17 protein-coding genes are annotated in these 20,419 nt (G+C 40.7%); 9 read left to right on the forward strand and 8 right to left on the reverse strand.

Annotated features, from left to right (window positions below; all coding sequences use genetic code 11):
- Positions 1 to 56: 56 nt before the first annotated feature.
- Positions 57 to 932 (reverse strand): alpha/beta fold hydrolase, encoded by an 876-nt coding sequence (locus tag PSE83_RS09230; RefSeq protein WP_004262070.1) that lies wholly within the window; start codon positions 930 to 932, stop codon positions 57 to 59.
- A gap of 164 nt (positions 933 to 1,096) precedes the next feature.
- Between PSE83_RS09230 and PSE83_RS09235 the strand changes: the two genes are divergently transcribed.
- A complete protein-coding gene (locus PSE83_RS09235; protein WP_004262067.1) occupies positions 1,097 to 1,345 on the forward strand; it encodes a hypothetical protein in 249 nt (82 codons plus the stop codon).
- Here the strand turns inward: PSE83_RS09235 and PSE83_RS09240 are convergent.
- From PSE83_RS09240 to leuA, 7 genes are all read right to left on the reverse strand, one after another.
- The gene (locus PSE83_RS09240; protein ID WP_004262066.1) at positions 1,342 to 2,073 is read right to left on the reverse strand and encodes a TerC family protein; all 732 of its coding nucleotides are present in this window, start codon (positions 2,071 to 2,073) and stop codon (positions 1,342 to 1,344) included. The genes PSE83_RS09235 and PSE83_RS09240 overlap by 4 nt on opposite strands.
- A gap of 76 nt (positions 2,074 to 2,149) precedes the next feature.
- Positions 2,150 to 2,833 carry a DNA mismatch repair endonuclease MutH gene (mutH, locus tag PSE83_RS09245; RefSeq protein ID WP_036958529.1) on the reverse strand — a complete coding sequence of 228 codons (684 nt, stop codon included), beginning with the start codon at positions 2,831 to 2,833 and terminating at the stop codon, positions 2,150 to 2,152.
- Positions 2,834 to 3,399: 566 nt separating this feature from the next.
- Positions 3,400 to 5,076, reverse strand: a complete 1,677-nt coding sequence (gene sgrR, locus PSE83_RS09250) for an HTH-type transcriptional regulator SgrR (protein ID WP_153673180.1) — start codon at positions 5,074 to 5,076, stop codon at positions 3,400 to 3,402.
- 480 nt (positions 5,077 to 5,556) lie between these two features.
- Positions 5,557 to 6,162 carry a 3-isopropylmalate dehydratase small subunit gene (leuD, locus tag PSE83_RS09255; protein ID WP_094961358.1) on the reverse strand — a complete coding sequence of 202 codons (606 nt, stop codon included), beginning with the start codon at positions 6,160 to 6,162 and terminating at the stop codon, positions 5,557 to 5,559.
- Positions 6,163 to 6,169: 7 nt separating this feature from the next.
- On the reverse strand, positions 6,170 to 7,573 hold the full coding sequence (gene leuC / locus PSE83_RS09260) for a 3-isopropylmalate dehydratase large subunit (RefSeq protein ID WP_004913219.1): 1,404 nt from the start codon (positions 7,571 to 7,573) through the stop codon (positions 6,170 to 6,172).
- 1 nt (position 7,574) lies between these two features.
- Positions 7,575 to 8,663: a 3-isopropylmalate dehydrogenase gene (leuB, locus tag PSE83_RS09265; protein ID WP_004262056.1), complete on the reverse strand. Its 1,089-nt coding sequence runs from the start codon at positions 8,661 to 8,663 to the stop codon at positions 7,575 to 7,577.
- Positions 8,664 to 8,665: 2 nt separating this feature from the next.
- Positions 8,666 to 10,243, reverse strand: a complete 1,578-nt coding sequence (leuA, locus tag PSE83_RS09270) for a 2-isopropylmalate synthase (protein ID WP_004262054.1) — start codon at positions 10,241 to 10,243, stop codon at positions 8,666 to 8,668.
- Between the two features lie 892 nt (positions 10,244 to 11,135).
- Here leuA and leuO point away from each other — a divergent pair.
- The 8 genes from leuO to ftsL all read left to right on the forward strand — a co-directional run bounded on the left by leuO (position 11,136) and on the right by ftsL (position 20,411).
- Entirely contained in the window at positions 11,136 to 12,104 is a 969-nt protein-coding gene (gene leuO / locus PSE83_RS09275; RefSeq protein WP_110592165.1) for a transcriptional regulator LeuO, read from the forward strand.
- A 374-nt stretch (positions 12,105 to 12,478) separates the two neighbouring features.
- Positions 12,479 to 14,290 (forward strand): AMP-dependent synthetase/ligase, encoded by a 1,812-nt coding sequence (locus PSE83_RS09280; RefSeq protein WP_036958469.1) that lies wholly within the window; start codon positions 12,479 to 12,481, stop codon positions 14,288 to 14,290.
- 371 nt (positions 14,291 to 14,661) lie between these two features.
- Positions 14,662 to 16,389 (forward strand): acetolactate synthase 3 large subunit, encoded by a 1,728-nt coding sequence (gene ilvI, locus PSE83_RS09285; protein ID WP_036958468.1) that lies wholly within the window; start codon positions 14,662 to 14,664, stop codon positions 16,387 to 16,389.
- 2 nt (positions 16,390 to 16,391) lie between these two features.
- Positions 16,392 to 16,883, forward strand: coding sequence for an acetolactate synthase small subunit (gene ilvN / locus PSE83_RS09290; protein WP_004262045.1), 492 nt, complete (start codon positions 16,392 to 16,394; stop codon positions 16,881 to 16,883).
- Positions 16,884 to 16,967: 84 nt separating this feature from the next.
- Positions 16,968 to 17,978, forward strand: coding sequence for a catabolite repressor/activator (gene cra / locus PSE83_RS09295; RefSeq protein ID WP_036958466.1), 1,011 nt, complete (start codon positions 16,968 to 16,970; stop codon positions 17,976 to 17,978).
- 698 nt (positions 17,979 to 18,676) lie between these two features.
- Positions 18,677 to 19,135, forward strand: coding sequence for a division/cell wall cluster transcriptional repressor MraZ (gene mraZ, locus PSE83_RS09300; protein ID WP_004262043.1), 459 nt, complete (start codon positions 18,677 to 18,679; stop codon positions 19,133 to 19,135).
- A gap of 2 nt (positions 19,136 to 19,137) precedes the next feature.
- Positions 19,138 to 20,091, forward strand: coding sequence for a 16S rRNA (cytosine(1402)-N(4))-methyltransferase RsmH (gene rsmH, locus PSE83_RS09305; protein ID WP_004262042.1), 954 nt, complete (start codon positions 19,138 to 19,140; stop codon positions 20,089 to 20,091).
- The gene (gene ftsL, locus PSE83_RS09310; RefSeq protein ID WP_004262041.1) at positions 20,091 to 20,411 is read left to right on the forward strand and encodes a cell division protein FtsL; all 321 of its coding nucleotides are present in this window, start codon (positions 20,091 to 20,093) and stop codon (positions 20,409 to 20,411) included. The genes rsmH and ftsL overlap by 1 nt, the downstream gene beginning before the upstream one ends.
- Positions 20,412 to 20,419: the final 8 nt, after the last annotated feature.

The raw sequence follows: 20,419 nt of genomic DNA on the forward strand, positions 1-20,419 counted from the left end.
ATGTGAATCTAGGATGTAAATAATAGCCGCGATGAATAACTCATCGCGGTTTTTGCTTATGTAGCGTGCTGCTGAATATCGGCTAAAATAGCTTCTGCTTGTGTCCAAAGTAGGGAGCCTCCCTCATCACTTAATAAATGATGTTGGCAATTGGGAAAACGGCTGGCTAATATTTTGCCAAAATCAGGGGAATGAACTGTGCTCATATCGAGTTCGCCATACCATAAAGAGACTGGCACGCGGGTCGTTTCAGGGGTGAATTCCCATTTCTGTAATGCAATTAATAAGTCTTGAACATAACCTTGGTTGCCTTGGGCGAAAGCACGTCGCATGCAATGGCTATATGCCTCAAGGAAATGTTCTTCATTATAGAGTTGCTGGTCTATTTCTGCGCTGCAATTAAGAATAAATGCTAATAACCACTCGCCAGTGACATTTTTTAATAACCAATCAGACAGCGCTTTAGGGGTGTTAAGGGCTTGTTCTTGCATGTTCACAACATCAGCACTGAGTACCGCACGAGTTGCAGGGTATTCAAATTGGTCTTGCCCTGACACGATAGACAGTGAAATAGGTTGGCAATAGTGGGCGACGGCCATCGCAAAAACGGCGCCTTGAGAAAAACCGACAACTGAAAATTGAGTAATAGATTGTTCATCTAGTAGGGCTTGAACATCCATAGCAAAGCTTTTCAATGATTTTTCAGGGTGAAATGTTGACTCACCAAGACCCGCGCGTTCAGGAACAATTAAACGAATATTTAGTTTTTCGAGTAAATCCAAACCAAACCCTAATGAACCACTCATTCCCGCTCCAGTACAAAAAATAACAGGAAAACCTGTTTTAGGGCCTGATTCGAACCAGCAAAATAGACGGCTATCAGGTAATTTCATCGTGTGTTGATTCAGGTTGGTTAGTGGAACGTTATACATGGTGAATTCCTAACACAGAGCTGGTACAGATTGGGTGATAAGATAGGTCAGTTAATAATTATTAAAACTGGCATTGTTATAGTTACAATTTTAAAGTATTAAATAGGTAAAATGCAAAATATTAGCGTAATAAACATCAATTCATTAACAAAGAGAAGAGTAAAATGGCATTTTCCGAATCAGAAAAGCAGATTTTGCTGGCCGTTAAAGGTGTCGGTCCCATGGTGATTAGCCGCTTAGAACAAATGGGTTTTAGCTCACTCGCACAACTGAGTGAAGCATCTTACGATGAAATTTTAATTTCTGGTGCTGCATTGACAGGTTCAAGTTGCTGGAAAAATAGCCCGCAAGCAAAAAAAGCGGTAGAGGGGGCTATTTTAGCGGCTAAACAGGCGGTTAGGTCACCATCTTAATTAGTTTGATTTCTGGTTTTCCATTTTTTGCTGCGCAAGATATTAAGGACTTGTACTGCCATGGAAAAGAACATCGCAAAGTAGATATAGCCTTTTGATACGTGAACTTGAACACTTTCAAGTAGTAAAGTGAAACCAACTAGAATCAAAAACGATAAGGCTAAGATTTTTACGGAGGGGTAGCGCTCAACAAAGTCGCCAATGGGTTTGGCCGCAAGCATCATAATGAGTACAGCGATGACTACCGCTGCCATCATGATAAATAAGTGGTCTGATAGCCCCACTGCGGTGATCACGGAATCTAAACTGAAGATAATGTCTAATAAAGCAATTTGCACGATAGCGCCCCAAAATGAGCTCACTTTTTTATTTGCTAGATTATTTTCACTTTCCCCTTCAATCGTATCAAAAATTTCTTGGCTTGCTTTCCAAATAAGGAAGATCCCACCTGCGCATAATATGAGATCGCGAGCGGATACAACATGGTCTGCGACAGTGAAAAGCGGCGTGGTAAGGCGTGATAACCAAGCAATCGAAGCCAATAACGCAAGGCGCATCACCATTGCCGCAATAAGGCCTGTCCGTCTGGCACTATTTTGCTGGTGGCTTGGAAGCTTGCTCACCACAATACTGAGGAAAATAATATTATCGATGCCTAGGACAATTTCTAATATGGTTAGTGTGGCGAGTGCCATCCAAGCATTGGGGTCCAGTATCCATTCAAACATCTTAGTACCTTCTAATTAACAAATTAAACAGTGATAATAATTTATCGTCTGCTTTGGTACAGGCGATGGTTAGCGACTAACTTAGATTAAAATGCCGCGCTAATAGGGGCGCGGTAAAATCTTTTTTGAGATAAAAGCCACGAGGTAGTGTCATAATCGGTTGACCGAACTCACCAATCGCTTCCGTTAGTGCCTTATTGTTTGCGGCCTTAGGGCGGATCTGTAATACCTGCCCATGGCGTGCAGTGATACTTTCCACTTTGCCTAATACAATGAGGTCCATTAGCTCTTCCCAATCTTGTCTTAGTAACTGTTCTTCAAAGGGAGATGGGCTCCAGATTAACGGGTTTGCGACTCTGCGTTGTGAGAGTGGAATTTGCCTTTCCCCTTCGATAGGAAACCATAAAATGCGGGATAGTTTGCGGCGAACATGGCTATTTTCCCATGTTAAGCCACTATTCCCCGTTAATGGTGCTACAGAAACAAAGGTCGTTTCGAGTGGAGCACCATAACGGTCAATAGGAATGGTTTTTAATTCAATCCCAATATGAGCGAAATCTTGCTCTGCCTTGCTTCCCGCACTCGCACCTAAATAATATTCCAATAGCATACCAACCCAGCCTTTATCTCGTTTGAGGTCAGGAGGGATAGGGATAGCAGCATGTTGGGCGAGCTCACCAAGCGTATAGCCAGCAAGGGCTTGCGCTCGACCCATTAAGGTTGCTTCGTTATCAGGTGGCGGTGGCGCAATAAATGGCATCATGGTTTGAATATTAATGTATAAAAAGTAGCCAGTGAAAATACATAGAACTGAAGAAGTATAACACTTTTTCTTTGATGTTTTTAACTATTTGATATATAGGGATATAATGTTATTTATTCATCCAGGTCATAAATTATAACAGAGGTTATTCAAGTTCATCCCAAGATAATCACAGGATCATGCACTAGGTTATCCACAGGATTTCTGGATAACTGTGAAAAATAGAGATTACTGTGTGTATTTACAGCCTTGACTAAACGGTTTTTATGACGAATATCACAAAATATGAGTAAGTTGAGCACATATCTTGTGGATAAATACAACGTTGTTTGATCTTTGCTCAGTTAAAGTCTTAAGTATTTTAGCTAGAAAAATAGCCAGTGGATAAAACGCTTTTTTGTTATTTACTTATTTGATTTATCAATGATTATTTGACTATTCTTTTTTTTGATAAAAAAGTGGCTTGGGGATATACCCTGATTACCATGAGGTTGTTCACATGGATATCCACAGAAAAAGTGAATAACATCCTTATTATTCATTTTATCTGTTTATAACTATCATTATTTTGCTAGGTTATCCTCAGAGGGTTTAAACCATGCAGATTTAAAATCAAACCAGCCAAAGGTATTCATCCGTACGCCGCGCATGGTTTTTTGGCCTTGTAGTTCAAGCCAATGATGAAAAATAGGGTGGAAAATTTGCGAGTCAATTAAGCTTTCACACCAGGCTTCTACATCTAATTGGTTATTACGCCATAGATTAAGTTCATCGCGGAGAGTGTTATTAAGGCATTCGCGCAGTAATGGCATTTCGTACAAGGTAGCAAAGATAGAAAATTCAAGAGGTTTAAAAAAGTTAGCTGTTGCTAACCAAATATCACTTTGCCCATTGCCATTAAACCAATCATCATAATCAATGATATTAATCTTGAGCTCCACGCCTTGTGTCTGTAACACGCGTTTCATAATTTGGCTAATCGCATAGAACTCATGGTGGTTGCGATAAAAAGTAACAGTCAGCTCAGTCAAATCTTCAGGCTTAGGGAACAAGGTTAGCATTTTACTATGATGCCAATGGAGTAATAAGCCATAAGCTGGCGCCCAATGGCGCTGATAAAACGGTTCACAATGGGCAAGTAGGTTGACAGGTGTTAAAAAGCTACATAACCATTTACGGACATCTTCACGTTGAGCAACCGGTGAGCGCTGATCCATTAAGAGGAAATAACAGCCTTCTTCCATGCGGCTTTCAAGTGAATCATTATGGTGCTTGTCACCATCCATTTTTAATGTCGTACAAACCATTTGTTCTGAAAGTTCAGGAACCACCCAAATGGTCACTTCATCTAGCAGTGCACGATAGCCAAAATAGCGGTCGAAAGCCGTGATAGTCAGCTTTTGTGGCAAGTTTTTTTCTACTTGATAGGGGCCAGTGCCGATAGGGCAACGGCTAAAGTTTTCGAGGCTCTCCCACTCTTTCGGTAAAATAGCCGCATGATGACTGCCTAATAACCAAGGTAGCTGTTTATCAGGCTCACTTAACGTGATATCAATAACATAAGGTTGCGGTGAGCTGACGGATTGTATATGTGAAAATAGCGGCCAACAGGTTTTTAAGCGTAAAAGGGAATAGATAATATCGTCGGCAACCATTTCTCTCCCATGGTGGAAATAAATAGCAGGGCGTAAATAGAAACGCCATTGGGTATCACTTATGGGTTGCCAATGGTGGGCAAGGCCATCTTCCACTTCCCCTTTTTCCTCATTTATATGGGTAAGGCCATTAAATATTTGACTCATCAAGTGAATTTCTGAGCGGCGCATGGGGGCACCAGGAAGAAGTGTCGGGAAATCTCGATAATAAATAATCCGTAGTAAATTCTTACCTTGTCGATAGCTGCGTTCCAGTTCAGACAATACCATTTGGCGAATGGTTTCCTTATCACCCACTAGGGCGACAAGTTTTTCAATACTTTCTTCTTTGAGTAGTTGTTCAGCCTGTGCCTGTTGTAGCTCTAAGCCATTAACATGAAAAATAAGGGCCGAGCGTTTTCCTCGACCAGACTCAGCCTGCCAACTGAGCCAACCTTGTGACTGCATATTATTAAGTAGCGTCCGAACATGACGGCGAGAGCAAAACAGCGTATCAGCGATATCTTGCAGAGTTGTTTCACTGTCTTGGCCCTGAAAGTGTTGCCAGAGACGAATGAACTGGGTTTGTAATCGCGAATTAGACATAAAAGAGGAACTCCGGCAAAAAATACATCAATTTTAATTTCCTAAAATCTCACGATAATAGAAGGCAGTAAGTAGCTCGTTTGGTTTGCATGTTGCAGGCCGACTCCCCCATTTAGAGTAATGGTGTTTATCACCGAGCCGGTTTTTACCGGCTTTTTTTTATTTTTTCGTCATATTTCGCACTGTCGCGTTGTTGGTTTCGTTCAGCTACTTGGGTCACATACTTATGTATGCTCCCCAAGATATCTTCTCTCACCGCCTAGCTACAGTGCGAACTATTTAGAAAAAATCGTTCAGTTAAAGGCAAAAATCTTATTTTGTTATTAATTATACAGGAAGATATTAACGGGGAAGTGATTTTGGATTGTAAATTTTTAATGATGGATGAATTCCGCATTTTTGGTGCGAAGTAGGCGGTTTAGTTGGATAATTAGAGCTAAAAGAGGAACTACGCCCACCAAAGTAGGCGTAGAAAAGGATTTACTGCATAAAGGATGGAATCTTGCTTTCAAAATCGGTGATCTGGTCGACATGCTGCAACGTCAAACCAATACTATCCAAGCCATTCATCATGCAGTGGCGGCGGAAGCTATCAATTTCAAAATGATAGGTTTTATCACCAGCAGTCACGGTTTGAGCTTCTAAGTCTACCGTAAACTGGCAACCTTCATGGCTATTAACATAGTTAAACAGCTCATCCACTTCAGTTTCACTTAATTTGATTGGTAATAATTGGTTGTTGAACGAGTTACCATAAAAAATATCAGCAAAACTTGGGGCGATAACCACTTGAATACCAAAGTCAGTTAATGCCCAAGGTGCGTGCTCACGGGATGAACCGCAACCAAAGTTTTCGCGAGCTAATAAAATACTTGCCCCTTTGAAAACTGGCTTATTTAAGACGAAATCAGGGTTAGGTTGTTGCCCGTTCTCATCTAAAAAGCGCCAGTCATTAAACAAGTGTTGCCCAAAACCTGTGCGAGTCACTTTTTGCAAAAACTGTTTAGGGATAATGGCATCAGTATCCACATTGGCTGCATCTAAAGGAGCGACAATCCCGACGTGTGTAATAAACTTTTCCATCATTTTCTCCTTAGATTTGAATATCACGTACATCAGCAAAATGGCCATTAATCGCTGCAGCAGCTGCCATTGCTGGGCTAACCAAGTGAGTACGACCTGCGCGACCTTGGCGGCCTTCAAAGTTACGGTTACTGGTTGATGCACAGCGTTCGCCAGGGTTTAAGCGGTCATTATTCATCGCTAAACACATAGAGCAACCCGGTAAACGCCATTCAAAACCCGCTTCAATGAAAATTTTATCTAAACCTTCTTGCTCAGCTTGGGCCTTAACAGGGCCAGATCCCGGAACAACAATAGCTTGTACGCCATTAGCCACTTTTTTACCTTTTGCAATTGCAGCAGCGGCACGTAAATCTTCAATACGTGAATTCGTACATGAACCAATAAATACTTTGTCAATTTTGACATCAGATAATTTAATGCCAGACTCTAACCCCATGTAAGCTAATGCTTTTTCAGCAGAAGCTCGTTCAACAGGGTCTGCAAATGACTCAGGAGCAGGGATCGGCTGGTTGATGGCAATCACCTGCCCAGGGTTGGTTCCCCAAGTGACTTGTGGCGCGATGCTACTTGCTTGAATAGTGATGACTTTATCAAATTGTGCATCATCATCCGTTTTTAATGTTTTCCAATAAGCAACCGCATCGTCCCATTGTTGGCCTTTAGGTGCAAATTGGCGACCTTTCATATAGGCAAAAGTGGTTTCATCCGGTGCGATAATTCCCGCTTTCGCGCCTAATTCAATTGCCATGTTGCATACCGTCATGCGGCCTTCCATGCTTAAGTTTTCGATAGCTTCACCACAAAACTCAACAATATAGCCAGTACCGCCTGCGCTGCCCGTTGTACCGATAATCGCTAAAACGATATCTTTTGCAGTAATACCTGCTGGAGCTTTGCCTACGACTTCAATTTTCATTGTTTTAGCGCGTGCTTGTTTCAGCGTTTGAGTCGCCATCACGTGCTCAACCTCAGATGTTCCGATACCAAAGGCTAATGAGCCAAATGCACCGTGTGTTGCGGTGTGGGAGTCTCCACATACAATGGTCATACCGGGTAAAGTAATACCTTGCTCAGGCCCCATCACATGGACAATACCTTGGTATGGGTGATTCAAATCATATAAAGTTACGCCAAACTCTTTACAGTTTTTCATCAACTCTTGCATTTGAATACGAGCCATATCGCCACACGCATTAATATCTTTGGTTTGCGTTGATACGTTGTGATCCATTGTGGCAAAAGTTTTACTTGGTTGATGTAAAGGACGTTTCTTAGTTCTCAAACCATCAAACGCTTGAGGTGATGTCACTTCATGTACCAAATGGCGATCGATATAAATCAAAGGGATTTCATTTTCGACCTCACGGACAACGTGGGCATCATACAATTTTTGATATAAAGTCTTGGCCATGTTAAACCCCTTCTGCAATATAACGAGCAATAATATCGCCCATTTCACTGGTACTTATTGACTGACCTGCACCTGCTAAGTCTGATGTTCTAAAACCTTCTTCTAAGGCCTTATTGACCGCACGCTCGATTGCATCTGCTGCATCGGCTTGGTCTAAGCTAAATCTTAGCAACATGGAAGCAGATAAAATTTGTGCAATTGGGTTGGCAATATTTTTTCCAGCAATATCTGGAGCAGAGCCTCCCGCAGGTTCATACAAACCAAATCCAACTTCATTTAAGCTCGCAGAAGGTAACATGCCCATGGAACCGGTGATCATCGCACATTCATCAGAAATGATATCGCCGAACAAGTTAGAACATAACACCACATCAAACTGTGATGGGGATTTGATCATTTGCATGGCTGCGTTATCGATATACATATGGCTGACTTCAACATCTGGATATTCTTTTGCGATTTGATTGACCACTTCACGCCATAAGACCGAGCTTTGTAACACGTTTGCTTTGTCGATTGATGTGACTTTGTTATTACGTTTGCGGGCTGATTCAAAAGCAATACGTGCGATACGCTCGATTTCATAGCGGTGATAAACTTCAGTATCAAATGCGTATTCTTCTTGGCCTTCACCTTTGCGGCCTTTTGGTTGACCGAAGTAAATCCCACCTGTTAATTCACGCACACAAAGAATATCAAAGCCTTGAGCTGCGATGTCTGCACGTAATGGGCAAAATGCTTCTAATGCTTGATATAAGCGAGCAGGGCGTAAATTACTGAATAATTTAAAATGCTTGCGTAAAGGCAATAATGCACCACGTTCAGGCTGGCTATCAGGTGGCAAGTGTTCCCATTTCGGCCCACCGACAGAACCAAATAAGACAGCGTCAGCTTCCTCACAACCTTTTACTGTGGCCTGTGGTAATGGCTCACCGTGCTTGTCGATTGCCGCACCGCCAACATCATATTCAGTGGTGTTGATTGTTATTGCAAAACGTTTGCTGATAGCAGCTAAAACCTTGTGAGCTTGCGCCATCACTTCTGGACCGATGCCATCTCCCGGTAATACGGCAATTTTATAACTAGACATTGTTAAACAGCTTCCTTCGTGTTTGATTGTGATTCTTGATTTATTTTTTGTTTTTCTTTTTCAACTTGCTCTGAGCGCCAAATGCTATTCAACACATGCACCATGGCTTTTGCTGAAGATTCAACGATATCTGTCGCTAACCCCATCCCGTGGAACTTACGGTTATGGCATTCAACCACGATATCTACTTGGCCTAATGCATTTTCGCCGTGGCCTTTAGCTGACAACTGATAAGAGACTAACTTCATAGGGAATTGTGTAATGTTGCTGATAGCTTGGTAAATCGCATCAACGGGGCCATTACCGGTTGCAGCTTCAGATTTCACTTCATCACCACACTGCATTTTGACTGTTGCTGTCGCAACAATACTAGAGCCTGATTGCGTACTGAAATAGTCCATTACGAAGTGGTCAGTTTCATCTTGTTGTTTAGTAAAGAAAGCCAAGGCTTCTAAGTCATAGTCAAACACTTGACCTTTTTTATCGGCTAAATTCAAAAATGCAGTATATAATTCATCCAATTTGAAGTCTTTACCTTCGTGATACCCCATTTCCTCCATACGGTGCTTAACAGCGGCACGGCCTGAGCGTGAGGTTAAATTCAGTTGTTGTTCTTTTAAGCCAATGGACTCAGGCGTCATGATTTCATAGGTTTCGCGGTTTTTCAGTACGCCATCTTGGTGAATTCCTGATGAGTGAGCAAATGCGTTGCTGCCGACAACCGCTTTATTCGCTGGAATTGGTGTATTACATAATTGGCTAACTAATTGGCTGGTCCGGTAAATTTCTTTGTGATTAATATTGGTATGCACATTTAACATTTGCTCGCGCAATTTAATTGCCATAATCACTTCTTCTAATGCCGTGTTGCCAGCGCGTTCACCTAAGCCATTAATTGTCCCTTCTACTTGGCGGGCACCGGCTTGCACGGCACTGATTGAGTTAGCAACCGACATCCCTAAATCATCATGGCAATGAACAGAAATAACGGCTTTATCGATATTTGGCACACGGTTATACAAATCAGTGATAATTCCACCAAATTGGTAAGGCGTTGTATAACCTACAGTATCTGGGATATTAATGGTGGTGGCTCCCGCATTTATAGCTGTTTCTACAATGCGGCACAAATTGTCAGGGTCAGTACGGCCAGCGTCTTCACAGGAGAATTCAACGTCGTCGGTATAGCGTCTAGCGCGCTTGATGGAATTGATTGCCATATCCATTACGCCATCAAAGGATTTATTTAATTTTTTCTCCATATGCAAATTGGAGGTGGCTAAGAAAATATGGATACGAAAGGCTTCGGCAACCTTTAATGACTCGGCTGCAACATCAATATCATTTTCAATACAACGTGCTAATGCACAAATTCGGCTATTTTTGATTTCTCTGGCAATGGTTTGAACGGACTCGAAGTCACCTGGTGAAGAGACTGGGAAACCGGCTTCAATGATATCAACGCCTAAACGTTCTAACGCAAAGGCGATTTGTAATTTTTCTTTGACTGATAAACTAGCCTGTAATGCCTGCTCACCGTCGCGTAAGGTGGTATCAAAGATAATGACTTGGTTGCTCATATTGTGTTCCTCATATCGAATTTTGTTTTTACTGAGTGTTATGTTCTTCCAAAGCCGCAGGCATAAAAAAACCCGCGGTTGCGCGGGTTCTTAATGTTTGTGGACAGTTTGTTTCTATTTTTCGTCCATAAGCATACCGCGCAAATTTAATGCGAGTAGTAGTAGGCTTAGTAGGCGAATAGAAAATGTCATTGCAACCGTCTCTCTTGAGTATCTTAATTAAACTGTATTTATTGATACGTTATCTTAAAGTTAATGTCAATCATAGATTTTTAGCATATTTTTACTAATCATGAATTATGGCTTTTAGTTGGTGGTTGTTGCTATTTTTTTGGTGTAACTCTTCTGTTTTGTCTGGATTTTTATGTAATTATAAGGGTAAAATTCTTTAATCAGGCATTGTCTAAGTATTGGTTTGGTTTAATGTGTTGAATTTTATAATGTTTTTCTATTTTCCTATGAGTTAAAGTTCAACGCAAGGAATGAATCACCTACACCAATGCTTTTTAATTAAGTTAATTATCTAATAAATGAGTATTTAAAAAATAATCTGATAATGAGGATATTTATTGATTCTAAATACGATTTATTATGATTTCTTGCAAAAATTGCTTTATTATTTTTACGGTGAGTGATTGCAAGTCTAATTAGTAGTTATCACTCATTATTTTGATGAATATTTACGTTTTATGATGATATTTATACTGCAAGTTTAATTAATAGGTTAAGTAATATAAACGTCGTTTTAATAAATGCAGGGAAAGCGAAATAGCTTATTATCTATAAGTTGTTTTAAGAATAATATTTAATGAATTTATATATTCGTCGGTTTCTTTAGATGAATGACTCTTTTCGTTAATGAAAAATGATAAATATATTAGTGGAGTAAAAAATGACTGATTTTGATACAATTTCAACAGCTAAAAAAGATAGTAGCGATATTCATTTACGTAATGTTGATCTTAACCTATTAACGGTTTTTGACGTGGTTATGCAGATGCAAAACGTGACAAAAGCTGCGCAAGTTCTAGGGATGTCTCAGCCTGCAGTAAGTAATGCAGTTTCACGTTTAAAATCAATGTTTAATGACGAGTTATTTGTGCGGTATGGGCGTGGTATTCAGCCGACATCGCGTGCTAAACAATTATTTGGGCCTATTAGGCAAGCATTACAATTAGTTCATAATGAATTACCTAGCGCAGGTTTTAACCCACAAAATAGTGATCGGGTATTTAATTTATCTATCTGTTCACCGTTAGATATTCGCCTAGCTGCTATTATTGTCGAAAAATTTAAGGTAGTTTCGCCTAATATTAATATAATCATTCATTCTTTTATGGGTGATAAAATTGCTCATCAATTAAAATACCAAGAAATGGATTTCTTCCTTGGCTATAATCAATTAGAAAAGACGGAATTTCAACATCAGGTTTTATTTGATGACGAATTGGTATTAGTGGTGGCAAATCATCATCCACGTATTGGTAATTCAATTTCTGAAACTGAACTAAATAATGAACGCCACGCTATTATGTCAATGGATAACATGGGGTCATTTAGTAAACCTTATTATAATAATACTGAGTTATCGCATACGGTTAGTTATCAAGGGACTGACTTAAATAGTGTATTGAGTATTGTTGCTCAAACTGATCTCGTGGCTATTGTGCCAAAATGGTTAGTTAATCATCACGTTGGGCAACTTAAATTACGTACGTTAACGTTACCTTGGCTTAAGGATACACTGCCTTGTTACTTAACTTGGCATGAATCAACGGTTAGGGATAAAGGCCATCAATGGATGAAGTCTCAATTCAATCAATTGATTGAGGAACTCTCTGAACAGCCTGTTGCGGCATAACACGCCTATTTAAAATATTAGAGGTTGTAGGCTATCTCGAACTGATGAGAAAGAAATAGCTCATTTTGTTAAGGGACAATAACAAATGAAATTGTCCCTTAAGGCCAACAACCTCTATATTTCTGCAAACGTGCTTATAACAAAATATACATGCCAACAAGCATGATTAACTCATTATCGTAGGTGCTATGGTGAGTTTTGTAGCAGACATAACATTTGCAAAAAATTTACATATAAATGCTTTTCACGCATCTCTTTAGTCGATACACTGCGAATATTCAGCTAACACTTGTAAGCTGAAATAATAAGAATGGTTAAGTGCTTGTGAATGTGCCGAGTAGCTTATATCGATAATGACTTATAGGGAATAAACTTTGATTACTGAAAATCTATATCCATACCACTTGGTTAATCGCTTACGTAGCAGGGTTACTGCACAAGAATCAGCGAACCGGATAGCTTTCAGTCAATGGGATAACGGGCAACGTAGCTCATTAACGTGGGGGGAGGTTGGCGATCGCACTTCAGCAATTTCTCGACACCTCTTAGCATTAAACGTTATCGCACAAGAAAATATTGGGTTATTTGCCCACAACAGTATGAATTGGTCATTAGTGGATTTTGCCGCGTTACAAATTAGGGCGGTCACGGTGCCACTTTATGCGACTAGCAGTGTCGAGCAAGCTGCGTATATTATTAACGACGCAAATATTAAAGTGTTATTTGTTGGGGAAGAGGCGCAATATCAAGTTGCATGCCAGTTACCCGCTCTTTGCCCTCAATTAACCACGATTGTTGTGATGAATGACAATGTTAAGTTGGCTGATATTTCAATCAATACCATGCATTTATCCACGTTTATGGCGCAATCACAAACCGCATACCAAGCAGAACTGGATGAACGCATCGCTGCGCATAATCTCAGTGATTTATTTACCATCATCTATACATCAGGTACTACCGGAGAACCCAAAGGCGTTATGTTGGATTACTACAACATGGCTGCGCAGCTGTATCTCCATGACGAACGATTACAACTCACCGCTGATGATGTTTCTTTAAGTTTTTTACCACTTTCACATGTTTTTGAACGTGCGTGGAGCTTTTACGTTATGCACGTTGGAGCACTAAACGTTTATTTAACGGATACCAATCAGGTTCGGGAAGCATTAGCTGAGGTAAAACCGACAGTAATGTGTGCGGTTCCACGTTTTTATGAAAAAGTTTATTCAGCAATACACAGTAAAGTGGCAAAAGCACCTTTAGTACGTAGGGCACTATTTCGCTGTGCATTATCCCTTGGCAGAAGCCGAGTGAAAGCCTTAGCAAAAGGCCGCAAACCCTCTTTTATTAACCGCGCTATTTTCCCGATGGTCGACAAACTGGTCCTCAATAAAATTCGTGAAGGGTTAGGGGGGCGAATTCGGTTCATGCCAGCTGCAGGTGCCCGTCTTGATGACGATGTGATTGCATTTTTCCTTTCTGCAGGGGTAAACATTAAATACGGCTATGGTATGTCAGAAACCTGTGCCACGGTATCTTGCTGGGAAGAAGGGAAATACCCATTAGGCTCGATTGGTACACCACTATCTTCTGTTTCAGTGCGTATTGGTAAAGACGATGAAATACAAGTAAAAGGGCCGGTGGTTATGAAAGGCTATTACAACCGCCCGATTGAAACCTTAGATACATTTACAGCGGATGGCTGGTTAAAAACAGGTGATGCAGGGAAAATTGACGAACAAGGTAATTTATATATTACAGATAGACTAAAAGATTTAATGAAAACGTCTAATGGAAAATATATTGCACCGCAGATGATTGAAGGCGTATTAGGGCAAGACAAGTTTATTGAACACATCGCAGTCATTGCCGATGCTCGTAAGTTTGTTTCAGCGCTTATTGTGCCTTGCTATGACAGCTTAGAAGAATATGCCCATTCAATAAACCTGAAATATCGAGATCGTTTAGAACTCTTAAAAGACTCGAATATTGTGGCATTATTCGAAAGTCGCTTAAAAGATTTACAAAAGAATATCGAAAATTTCCATCAAGTTAAGCGTTTTACATTGCTACCAACCACATTTTCAATGGAAAAAGGTGAATTAACGCCGACTTTAAAGCTACGTCGTAAAATCATTTCTGAGCGCTATCAATTAGAAATTGAATCGATGTACAAAGAATGATTTACCATTTAATTATCTGGCTTACCTGTATTATAGGTAAGTCAGGTCTTGTTTTTGTTCTGTTCTTATTTATTCATTCAAATAATAGCTCAATATTAAAAATTGTAACGGTTCCAACTAATTAAAGTTGCACTGTTTTTTCATTCATGCCAGTCATTTTTCCTTCTATTATTTTCATACGCAGTCAATTTATCTATCAAATTCCCATGTTCAAGATGATGTGAAAGTTTCGTGATCCTTGCACTGAAATGGTGTTTGCTTCGTTTCAGCCGGAGAGATATGTTAATAGTACGAATTTCACTATTTAAATGATAAAAATAAAGAGGTAGAGCATACCTCTTCACTTGCAAATAATGTCTGGGGGCAAACTCATGGAGATGTTGTCGGGAGCGGAAATGGTCGTCAAATCGTTGATTGACCAAGGAGTAAAGCACGTGTTTGGTTATCCAGGCGGTGCCGTATTGGATATTTATGATGCACTTCATACTGTTGGCGGGGTAGAACACATATTAGTGCGTCATGAACAGGCTGCGGTGCATATGGCTGATGGTTATGCACGTTCAACAGGAGATGTTGGGGTCGTGTTAGTGACATCGGGGCCAGGGGCAACGAATGCGATTACGGGTATTGCGACAGCTTATATGGATTCAGTACCGATGGTGGTGTTATCGGGGCAGGTTGCCAGTTCGCTAATTGGTAATGATGCGTTTCAAGAATGCGACATGGTTGGGATTTCAAGGCCAATAGTAAAGCACAGTTTTTTAATTAAAAGCGCAGAAGAAATTCCTGAAACCATCAAGAAAGCTTTTTATATTGCGGCAAGTGGGCGTCCTGGGCCTGTAGTTATTGATTTCCCTAAAGACACCGTTAACCCTGCCTTGAAGTTTGCTTATCGTTATCCAGAAAATGTTTCTTTGCGTTCTTATAACCCAACGCTGCAAGGCCACAAAGGTCAAATCAAAAAAGCGTTAACTAAATTGGTTTCGGCAAAAAAACCGGTTTTTTATATTGGCGGGGGAGCGATTAACGCGAATTGCTCTGCTGAACTTATTGAGTTGGCAGAAAAACTACAATTACCAGTAGTATCAACCTTAATGGGGTTAGGAGCTTTCCCAGAAACTCACAAGCAGTCTGTCGGGATGCTTGGAATGCATGGAACCTATGAAGCTAATAAGGTTATGCATAACTCAGATGTGATTTTTGCTGTTGGTGTTCGTTTTGATGATAGAACAACGAACAACTTAGAAAAATACTGCCCAAATGCGACTGTTATCCAAATTGATGTTGACCCAACGTCTATCTCAAAAACGGTTAATGCGGACATCCCAATCGTGGGTGATGCGAAACTTACATTAAAGCAAATGTTAGGTCAGTTAGACCAGGCTTCAGCAAAACAAGATAACCAAGCGCTCACTGCATGGTGGAAAGAAATTGAACAGTGGCGTAGTAAACAATGTTTACGTTACGAAACCAGCCCAACAAAAGTTAAGCCACAACAAGCTATTGAAATGATTTACCGTTTAACGAAAGGTGAAGCGTATGTGACATCTGACGTCGGGCAGCACCAAATGTTTGCCGCATTATATTATCCCTTTGATAAACCTCGTCATTGGATAAATTCTGGAGGTCTTGGCACGATGGGCTTTGGTTTACCTGCTGCATTAGGGGTGAAATTAGCGCATCCAAAATCGACAGTTGTTTGTGTGACCGGAGACGGCAGTATCCAAATGAACATTCAGGAGCTTTCAACAGCCCTGCAATATGGTTTACCGGTTTTAGTACTCAACTTAAACAATGGTTTCTTAGGCATGGTAAAACAATGGCAAGATATGATTTATCAAGGCCGCCATTCGCAATCCTACATGCAATCATTGCCTGATTTCATCAAGTTAGCGCAAGCTTATGGCCACGTTGGTATTTCGATAACAACACCTGATGAGCTGGAAGAAAAACTAAAACAAGCCCTTGTTGAAGTAAATGAAAATCAGCGATTAGTCTTCGTTGACGTAAATATTGATGAAACTGAGCACGTTTATCCAATGCAGATCCGTGGCGGCGCAATGGATGAAATGTGGTTGAGCAAAACAGAGAGGACCTGATCATGCGTCGTATTTTATCCGTTTTATTAGAAAATGAATCAGGTGCTTTGTCCCGTGTCATAGGTCTGTTCTCTCAGCGTGGTTATAATATTGAAAGTTTGACCGTGGCGCCAACGGACGATCCAACATTGTCACGTATGACTATCCAAACTAAAGGGGATGCAAAAGTTCTTGAGCAAATTGAGAAACAATTGCATAAATTGGTTGATGTGCTGCGTGTCAGTGAGCTGACGGCGTCAGCACATATTGAACGTGAAATCATGTTAGTGAAGCTACAGGCCTCTGGATATGGGCGTGATGAAGTGAAGCGCTGTGCGGATATTTTCCGTGGACAAATTGTTGATGTAACCCCAACGCTTTATACCGTTCAGCTAGCGGGAACAAGCGAAAAACTGGATGCTTTTATCGAATCAGTGCGTGGTGTTGCTGAAATTGTTGAAGTTGTACGCTCAGGGATTGTCGGAGTTTCACGCGGTGATAAAATTATGCGATGAAAAATTTATCTTCCGAAGGTAGAATAATCGCGTTTAAGGCCCCGAATGATTCGGGGCTATTCCCAAAATTGTAAAGAGGTTAACGTGAAACTGGATGAGATAGCCCGTCTAGCGGGTGTTTCCCGCACAACGGCTAGTTATGTGATCAACGGCAAGGCCAAGCAGTATCGAGTCAGCGATAAAACTGTAGAAAAAGTGATGGCAGTCGTCAGAGAGCACAATTACCATCCAAATGCAGTTGCTGCGGGGCTACGAGCAGGGCGTACCCGTTCTATAGGGTTAGTGATCCCAGACTTGGAAAATACCAGCTATACCCGTATAGCAAATTACCTTGAAAGGCAGGCGCGTCAACGTGGTTATCAACTACTAATAGCATGCTCAGAAGACCAACCTGACAATGAAATTCGTTGTGTTGAGCACCTTTTGCAACGACAAGTTGACGCCATTATTGTTTCGACAGCTTTACCGCCGGAACACCCGTTTTATCAGCGTTGGGCGAACCGTTCTTTACCGATTATCGCACTTGATAGAGCCCTTGAAAAAGAGCATTTTATTAGTGTCGTTGGTGATGACCAAGAAGATGCTTTCATGATTTCAGCAGAACTACGCAAGTTTAATGCTGAATCCGTATTGTATTTGGGGGCGTTACCTGAGCTGTCTGTCAGCTATTTACGCGAGCAAGGTTTCCGTAAAGCATGGAATGAAGACCCGCGCAAGATTGATTATCTGTATGCAAATAGCTATGAACGCGATTCAGCAGCAGAGGTTTTTGCACATTGGCTTGATAGCGGTAACGAGATGCCTGACGCGTTATTTACAACATCATTTTCCTTACTACAAGGTGTATTAGATGTTGCGTTGAAACGTAGTGGTCGTTTACCTGAGCACATGGTCATTGCCACATTTGGTGATAATGAGTTATTAGATTTTCTCGAGTGCCCAGTGCTTTCCCTTGCACAACGCCATAGGGATATCGCTGAACGTATTTTAGAATTAGTACTTGCCAGCCTTGATGAAAAGCAAAAACCAGAACCTGGTATTACTCGTATTCGCCGTGATTTATGCCGTCGTGGAAGTTTAGGTCGTAAGCAGTAGTAAAATAGACTTAACTTTAATCGAACAGTGAATATTTACACGATAATGAGTGATGTTGGTCACAATAATGAGTAATATAACGGCCCCTATCTTGTAGGGGCTTTTTTTTTATAAGCTAAAAGTAGGTAAATATTTAACTTTAGGATTTATCTTAAGATATTTATTGCTGATTTTAAAATGAAAGCTAAATCGGATGATTAAATTAATATAAATTTATTGTAGATGTATTACTGATTTGTGCGATAAATATTTAAAATTAAATACTGTTTATTAAAACAGTTATTTATTATGTTGATATTTAATGGTTTTATTTTTCTTTCGGGGTGTTTTTACCATTATTAGATATTAATGATTATTTGGGGACTCAATAAAAGTAAATAACTGGTACAAGATATACTGATTAAAAATGAGACTTAAGTTGAATTTATAATGATTTGTATGATTTTGCAGCAATCTAGAGTGATCTCGCTTATTTAAGTTGCACTTTATAAAATATATTAATTATATCAACTTGTTATTTCGCATTTTCTTTCCAAGTCATATTTTACCTACCCTTATTTTTTCTGAATTGTTCTGTAAATAAAGCTAAAGCTGAGTGCGACTGGCTTGACAACGTTTTCATACCATTCGTAAACTTTATATGTGGTGAATTGTGGGGTAAAGTGGGTGGCTTGGAAATAAAAGGGGTTTAATCGGGTATGTTTCGTGGGGCAACACTGGTTAATCTCGACAGCAAAGGGCGTCTAACCGTGCCGACTCGTTATCGAGGAATGCTGAACGAGGAATCGAAAGGGCAAATGGTTTGTACCATTGACCTTCACCAGCCATGTCTGCTGCTTTATACCTTACCTGAGTGGGAGATTATCGAAGAAAAGCTTTCTCGGTTATCGACGATGAACCCTGCTGAACGACGCGTGCAACGGCTGTTATTGGGCCATGCAAGTGAATGCCAAATGGACAACGCGGGGCGTCTTTTGTTAGCCAGTACATTGCGTCAACACGCAGGGCTAACCAAAGAGGTCATGTTGGTTGGCCAGATTAATAAATTTGAACTTTGGGATGAACAAACTTGGTATCAGCAAGTGGAAGATGATATTGCCGCTGAGCGCCTTACCAATGAACCACTTTCAGCCCGCTTACAGGATTTGTCACTTTAATAATGACGCAACAGCAATTTAAACACGTAACAGTATTACTGGATGAAGCCGTTAATGGCTTAAACATTAAACCTAACGGTATCTACATTGATGGCACATTTGGTCGTGGTGGTCATTCAAGGTTGATATTAAGTCAGCTTGGCGAAAATGGTCGTTTAATCGCCATAGACCGTGACCCAGAGGCAATAAAAGCGGCTCAAACTATTGATGACCCTCGTTTTATGATTAAACATGGCCCATTTTCTGCGATTGCAGAGTATGTCGAAGAAGAAGGGTTGGTCGGGCAAATTGATGGCGTACTGCTGGATTTAGGCGTTTCTTCACCCCAGTTAGATGACCCTGAACGCGGTTTTTCCTTTATGCGTGACGGGCCGTTAGATATGAGGATGGACCCAACCAAAGGGCAATCTGCACAGCAATGGTTGATGGACGCAGAAGCGGATGACATAGCTTGGGTTTTAAAAACTTTTGGTGAAGAGCGTTTTGCGAAACGAATTGCGAGAGCGATTGTTGAGCGTAATCATAACCCGGAAGAAGAACCGTTAACACGCACACGGCATCTTGCTGAATTAATTGCAAAAGTTAGCCCAATGAAAGACCGACATAAGCACCCAGCGACGCGTAGCTTCCAAGCCATTCGAATTTATATCAACAGTGAATTGGAAGAAATAGAAAAAGCGTTAGAAGGCGCAATGAACGTTTTAGCACCTCAAGGGCGTTTATCAGTTATCAGTTTCCATTCGTTGGAAGACAGGTTAGTAAAACGGTTTATTCGCAAAAATAGTAAAGGTCCATCGGTGCCAGCAGGTATTCCTCTAACTGAAGCGCAGATTAAAGAGTTAGGTGCAGCGCAGTTACGTGACCTAGGTAAGATGAAACCTTCGGAAAACGAAATTGATGAAAATCCACGCGCACGTAGTTCCGTGTTGCGGTTTGCTGAGAAGGCGGCGGAATAATGGTTCCAGAAAGGCACAGCCTAGCTCGCGTCATTGGGCGTGATTTATTTCGTTATGGCATCGTTCCTTTGATTTTATTAGTGGCAATTATTATCAGTGCTGTTTTTGTGGTAACAACGGCACATGAAACGCGTTTACTAACGGCCGCAAAAGATAAGTTGTATGAAGAAAAAGACTTGTTAGATATCGAATGGCGTAATTTGATCCTTGAAGAAAACGCCCTTGCGAGCCATAGCCGAATAGAACGTTTATCGGTTGAAAAATTACAGATGGTGCAAGTTGAACCATCACAAGAAAAAATTATTGTTTCTAAGCAATAAAAAGGTTC

The sequence above is a fragment of the Providencia sp. PROV150 genome (genome assembly GCF_028481025.1).
GTDB classification, from domain to species: Bacteria; Pseudomonadota; Gammaproteobacteria; order Enterobacterales; family Enterobacteriaceae; genus Providencia; species Providencia hangzhouensis.